Source organism: Candidatus Cloacimonadota bacterium (assembly GCA_034722995.1).
Lineage (GTDB): Bacteria > Cloacimonadota > Cloacimonadia > JGIOTU-2 > JGIOTU-2 > JAGMCF01.
Window position 1 is genome coordinate 21,900 of record JAYEOL010000004.1, and the last position, 6,131, is coordinate 28,030.

6 protein-coding genes are annotated in these 6,131 nt (G+C 30.4%); 5 read left to right on the top strand and 1 reads right to left on the bottom strand.

Annotation, left to right across the window (positions count from 1 at the left end):
• Window positions 1–4: 4 nt before the first annotated feature.
• Entirely contained in the window at window positions 5–682 is a 678-nt protein-coding gene (gene queC / locus U9R23_00530) for a 7-cyano-7-deazaguanine synthase QueC (GenBank protein MEA3474924.1), read from the bottom strand.
• 93 nt (window positions 683–775) lie between these two features.
• Here queC and dusB point away from each other — a divergent pair, with 93 nt between their 5' ends.
• From dusB to U9R23_00555, 5 genes are read left to right on the top strand one after another with little or no spacing between them, the layout of a single operon-like run.
• On the top strand, window positions 776–1,738 hold the full coding sequence (gene dusB, locus U9R23_00535; GenBank protein ID MEA3474925.1) for a tRNA dihydrouridine synthase DusB: 963 nt from the start codon (window positions 776–778) through the stop codon (window positions 1,736–1,738).
• On the top strand, window positions 1,731–2,612 hold the full coding sequence (locus U9R23_00540; protein ID MEA3474926.1) for a tetratricopeptide repeat protein: 882 nt from the start codon (window positions 1,731–1,733) through the stop codon (window positions 2,610–2,612). Before dusB ends, U9R23_00540 begins: the two co-directional genes overlap by 8 nt.
• Window positions 2,609–3,502, top strand: a complete 894-nt coding sequence (locus U9R23_00545) for a hypothetical protein (protein ID MEA3474927.1) — start codon at window positions 2,609–2,611, stop codon at window positions 3,500–3,502. The genes U9R23_00540 and U9R23_00545 overlap by 4 nt, the downstream gene beginning before the upstream one ends.
• Window positions 3,503–3,541: 39 nt before the next feature.
• Entirely contained in the window at window positions 3,542–4,558 is a 1,017-nt protein-coding gene (gene tsaD, locus U9R23_00550; GenBank protein MEA3474928.1) for a tRNA (adenosine(37)-N6)-threonylcarbamoyltransferase complex transferase subunit TsaD, read from the top strand.
• Window positions 4,559–4,599: 41 nt separating this feature from the next.
• Entirely contained in the window at window positions 4,600–5,682 is a 1,083-nt protein-coding gene (locus tag U9R23_00555; GenBank protein MEA3474929.1) for a glycosyltransferase, read from the top strand.
• Window positions 5,683–6,131: the final 449 nt, after the last annotated feature.

Genomic DNA, 6,131 nt, shown 5'->3' on the forward strand with positions numbered 1-6,131 from the left:
ATATTTACCAATTAATAGGAATCTCATAAGGGATAGGATCTCTATATCTAGCTTCTTGAAAAGCATTGATTCGCAATCTGCAGCTTTCACAGATTCCGCATGCAATTTCCGAATTTTGATAACAAGACCAGGTTAGGCAAAGAGGCGCTCTAAGTTCAAAACCGAGCTTTACAACTTCTGCTTTTGTTTTATGAAGAATTGGGGTATTAATTTTTATTTTAGAATTAGGTTTTGTCCCATATTTGACAGCTTCATTAAATACTTTAAAAAAACTTTCTCTGCAATCAGGATAGCCAGAACTATCTTCCTCCATCGCCCCAATAAATATCTTTTTGGCATTTATGACTTCAGCCCAGGAAACTGCAATACCAAGAAGGTGTGCATTTCTAAATGGGACATAAGTGCTTGGAATATTTTTTGAGACCTTATCTGGAACTTTTAATCGCACATCTGTTAAACTTGAACCGCCAATCTTCCTGAGATAATCTATATCAACGCTAAATTTTTTTTCTATATTGTAATATTCGGAAATATCATTAAAGGATTTTTCTTCTCTATCTGAAGTTCTTTGGCCATAATTAATATGTAAAGCAAAAAGTTTGTAGTTTTGATTTGCAATTGCTGCTGTAACACAACTATCAATTCCACCACTAAGTAGTATAATTGCTTTTTCTTTTTTCATAATTCCAAATATGTAAATTCTTTTCTCATTGACAAGATTTTTGTCTGAATTTCTATTTGTTTTATTAACATTATTGATTTTTTAAAATTAATTATGAATGATATTTTTGATAATAAGCTTTGGCTTGCCCCACTTGCAGGATATACAGATTCTGTGTACAGGAAGATATGCAAATCCTTTAGCGCAGATGTTGTAATGAGCGAAATGATAAGCGCAGATGCGTTGATACATAACAATCCCAAAATCAAAATGTTAACAGAATTTGATAAAGAAGAAAGACCAATAGGTTTGCAGATTTTCGGAAACGATGCGTATAAAATCTCAGAAGGAATTAAAGTTTTAATAGAATATCAACCTAATTTTATTGATATAAATATGGGCTGTCCAGTAAAAAAGATTGTAAGAAATAATTCTGGCTCTGCTTTATTAAAAGATAAAGATAAAATAAAAGAGATAGTGAAACTATCATATAAAACTATTAATGATAAACTTCCTTTAACCGTAAAAATTCGTGCAGGCTGGAACTCTGATAAAGACCTGTTTGAAATAGTAAAAATAATTCAATCTGAGGGTGGGTCCGCAATTATATTTCATCCGAGAACCCGAGATGAAATGTTCGCCGGGAAAAGCAATTGGGATTTAATTACCAAAGTAAAAGAAAATTCTAAAATCCCTATAATTGGAAGTGGTGATATAACGACTCCAGAAGATGCTAAAACAATGTTTGCTCAGACTAAATGCGATTCAATAATGGTCGGTCGGGGTGCAATCGGAAATCCCTGGATATTTAGACAGATTAAAAATTATTTACAAAATAATACTTATCAAACTATTTTGCCACCAGAAAAAATTGAAATGATTTTCCTTCATTTTAAAAGGCTAAAAGAGAAAATTGGAAGCAAAAAAGCGTTGCAAATAATCAGGAAATTTATTGCTTCTTATACCAAAGGAATAAGAGGAGCGTCGGCCTTGCGGCAAAAATGTAATCAGGCAAATAAGGAGAAGCAGTTTATTAAGTATTTGTTAACTTTCAAGAATATTCAAAAAAATGAATAAGGATATTAAAGGATTACTTTGGGAAGCAGAGCATCATAGAAAGACAAATTGGATATTGTCTGTACAGATATTAGAAGATATTCTTAAAAAAGCTCCCAAAACTTTTGATGCGCATGAGATGTTATATGCAATTTTTATGAACAATTTATTGTATAGGAAAGCTGAAAAGGTCGTAAAGCGAGCATTAACATTCTTTCCTGATAATGACCATTTTTATTTTTTGATGGGGAATATTTTTCTCGCACAAAGAGGAAAATCAAAGATGGCTATTGAGTGGTTTCAAAGAGTTAGACATAAATTTCCAGAATTAAAATTTAATATGGCAGTCGCATTAGTGTATCAAAATAAAAGCAGAGAGGCAATTCAAATATTTGAGAAAGTTTTACCATACTTTAGTAATTTACCAACCACATTTACATTTTTAGCTGAGCAGTATATTTCATTACAGGAGTATGATAAAGCTATTACTCTATTGTCAACAGCAGAGGTAAAATTTCCCACGAATAAAGATATATTTTATCTTAAGGCAGTTTGTTATGATAGGAAGTCCAATTGGATTCAAGCATTTTTATATTTTGAGAAAGCTAAATCTTTGGGGTATGATTCTGCTGAATTTTTTAATACTTTAGGTATATGCTGTGAAAATATGGGTGATTCTGAGAAAGCAATTTATTATTTTAAACGAAGTATCGCTCAAAATATATTTTTCGTAAAATCATACTTAGATCTAAGCAAGTTGTATATTGCTGAAAAAGATTTTCTTAATGCAAGAAAATATCTTAGTATTGCACGAAAAATTGATCCTTTAAATATATTTGTTGCATTAGCTTCTGAGCGATTAAAAAGACAAAAGAAGGATAAGAACAAATCATGAAAAAGAAATTCTGGGCAATGATTTTAGCTTTAGTAATAGCAATTGTAATTTGGGTAGAAATAAATATAACTAAAAGCCATGAAGTAAACATTACAATTCCGATATCAATTACTAATGCTCCAGCTGCTTTAATACCTTTGTCAATAGAGCCTGAATCAATAAATCTTGTCATTGAAGGCACAGGAAAGAATATCCTGTTTTACAATTCTAATAAACAGCCATATTGTATAGATCTAAAAGATGCTCATTATGGAAAGAACTATTATCCTATAAGATTGGAAAAGTTTAAGGTTCTTGAAGAGTATCATCTTAAAATTTTACATAAACCTGCATCTGAAAATGTCCTGATTGCAATGGATAATATGAGTTCTAAGTTTGTCCCAATCACCATAACTTTTATTGATGAAGAGAGTAAACAGTTTTTCCAGGAAAACAGTTTAACGATTTCACCGAAGAAAATACGAATTAACGGTCCTAAAACTCTAATTGCTGATATTTATGAAATTAAAACTTTACCATTTAATGTGAAAAATTTCAGTAACAATCCTCAGATAAAATTAACTCCTTCACCGAGTGAAAAGATAAGTTTTGAATATTTTTCAGTTTTAATAGAAAAAACAGTTCCTAAAATTATTCAAAAAACTTTCTCACTTCTTCCTATATCAACGGATGAGGGAATAGAGATATTTCCTAATACTGTTAGTATTAAAGTGTCTGGGGAGGAGGAAATTTTGCAAAATATTAATCCTGAAGATTTTATTGCTGAAGTTGATACATCTGTATCTTTGGAGATAGACAGTTTAGTATCTGTAAAAGTTTGCTTACCGAAAGGGGTTGAATTAATCGCTCAAACCCCTAAATTTGTAAGAGTTAAAAATGTGCAAGAGTGATACTAATCCCTCTTTATCTGGAATTCTTAAGTGAAAAATTTGAGAAAGCTAAATATTCTTGGCATAGAAACATCATGTGATGATACATCTGCTGCAGTAGTAGATAGCGATTTTCATATCCATTCTAATATAGTTTCCTCGCAATCAATACATATAAAGTTTGGAGGAGTTGTTCCTGAACTTGCTTCAAGAGAACACATAAAAGGTATCCTGCCAATTGTGGATTTGGCATTAAAAGAAACAAAATTAACTTTGGATGATATAAATGCAATTGCCGTTTCTGTAAGTCCGGGTCTTATTGGTTCTCTTTTAGTTGGAGTTTCTTTTGCAAAAGGACTTGCATACAGTCTTGGAAAACCTTTGATACCAGTAAATCATATTTTAGGACATATATGTGCAAATTTTTTAACGAATAAAAATATTGAATTTCCATTTATAGCTCTGATAGTTTCTGGAGGGCATACAGAATTAGTAAAATTTTTATCATTTGATGATTTCAAAATTTTAGGAAAAACAATTGATGATGCCGCTGGAGAAGCTTTTGATAAAATTGGGAAGGTATTGAATATTGCCTATCCAGGAGGACCAGAAATAGATAAGCTTGCAAGTAAAGGTAATAAAGATTATATAAGTTTCCCGTTGCCAATGATAAGGAAACCAAATTATGATTTTAGCTTTAGCGGATTAAAAACAGCAGCTGCTCTGTATATAAAGGAAAATAATATTAATTTGGAAAATGTTAAGATAAATGATTTTGCCGCAAGTTTCCAGAATGCTATAGTGAAAACCTTATTTATAAAAACGGCTAATGCTATTCAAAAATACAGTATTAAAAATTTATTATTGGCTGGAGGTGTTGCTGCTAATTCTGAATTACGAAAAGTTTTTCATGACTATGCAAAAGAAAACAATATAAATGTATTTTATCCATCCAAAGAATTATGCACTGATAATGCTGCAATGATAGCAGCTGCTGGAATCTTCAAATATAAGAAGAATCAATTTGCAGATTTGAACTTGAATGCCTCTTCAATAAAAGGTTTATATCAATTATGATATTCCTTTATATTTTATATATTTTACTCGGATTTTATTCATTGTTTTTATTATTTATTTTTATTGGAATTTTTAGGATTAAAAAGTGTAAAGACTCTTCATTCTTTAATGATATTTCTGTAATAGTTGCTGCACATAATGAAGAGAGGGATATTGCAAATTTATTGAACTCTTTATCTTTTCAAGACTATCCAAAAGATAAATATGAAGTAATTATAGTTAATGACCGTTCACGAGACAACACTACAGAAATAATAAAAAGATATTCAGGAAAATACAATAATATAAAATATTTAAATATTGATAAAGATGATAAAAATCTTATCGGAAAGAAAAATGCCTTAACTAAAGGTATTGAAAAGTCAAAGGGGGATATATTATTTTTTACTGATGCAGATTGTGTGCCCACAAAAAATTGGCTTAAAAGTATGAATAATCAATTCAATTTAGGATTTGATGTAGTTGTCGGATATTCTCCTTTAGTTTCGTATAACAAGAAGACAATTCTTCAAAAATTTTTTTTTAATTTAAAAAGATTGGAACGGCTTGCTATATCTGCAATTTCTGCCGGAACTATTGGTTGGAATTGGGGAGTTACAGCTACAGGCAGGAATTTTGCTTATAGAAAAAGAGTGTTTGAAGAATTAAATGGCTTTTCTGGAATAGGACATATTCCTTCTGGTGACGATGATTTGTTTCTACAAAAAATAAGTAAAAGTAAGAGGTATAAAATTTCATTTGCAAAAGATAAAAAAAGTTTTGTTAATTCTGTTGAAAGGAAAAATGTTAAAGAGCAAATCAATCAGGAAAAAAGGAGAGCTTCAAAATGGATATATTATCCATTAAATATAAAAATTTATTCAGCCCTGATATTTGTTTTCTATCTATTTCTGCTAATATCATTTGTTATGGCAATATTTTCTTCCTTCCCCTGGAATTCTTTTTTATGTATTTTCATAGCTAAAGTTATTTTTGATTTTTTGATTGTCATAAAAGGTGCAATATTATTCAGAGAAAACAGATTATTGTGGATTTTCCCTTTAGCAGAAATTTTCTATATTCCATATTTTTTGATTTTCGGGTTGTTGGGAACATTTACGAGATATAGATGGCATGATAAGTAATATATGTAAACAATAATAGCAAAAATTGTATTTATTAAAGGAAATTAATTTATGACAATTTACAATAGCTTAGATTCAAGTTTTAGATTGACAGAAAAAATCATTCAGAAAATTTATCAAACAAAATTTAGTAATAGGATTTTCAGATGAAACCCACATGTCCCGAAAACAAATCGGGACACAAAGGAGAATAAAAATGGCGTTGTAAGCATTCCCAAGCTGGGGCTTGGGAATGAGAGTTTATATTTATTATCTCTGTGTTCTTTGCGTCTCTGCGGTGAGGTATTTACAGATGAAAGTTTGTATTTTAGCAAGTGGCAGTAAGGGAAATTCAATATTGGTTTCGGGTAGTGAGACGAATATTTTGATAGATGCAGGTCTCTCTTGCAGAAAAATATTAGAGAGATTAAATCAAGTCGGAGTAGATGAAAACTCAATCAAGGCGTTAT

Bases quoted from the DNA above. Each gene is read 5' to 3' on its own strand.
- dusB (MEA3474925.1), top strand. From the start codon at position 776: ATGAATGATATTTTTGATAATAAGCTTTGGCTTGCCCCACTTGCAGGA.
- U9R23_00545 (MEA3474927.1), top strand. From the start codon at position 2,609: ATGAAAAAGAAATTCTGGGCAATGATTTTAGCTTTAGTAATAGCAATT.
- queC (MEA3474924.1), bottom strand. From the start codon at position 682: ATGAAAAAAGAAAAAGCAATTATACTACTTAGTGGTGGAATTGATAGT.
- U9R23_00540 (MEA3474926.1), top strand. From the start codon at position 1,731: ATGAATAAGGATATTAAAGGATTACTTTGGGAAGCAGAGCATCATAGA.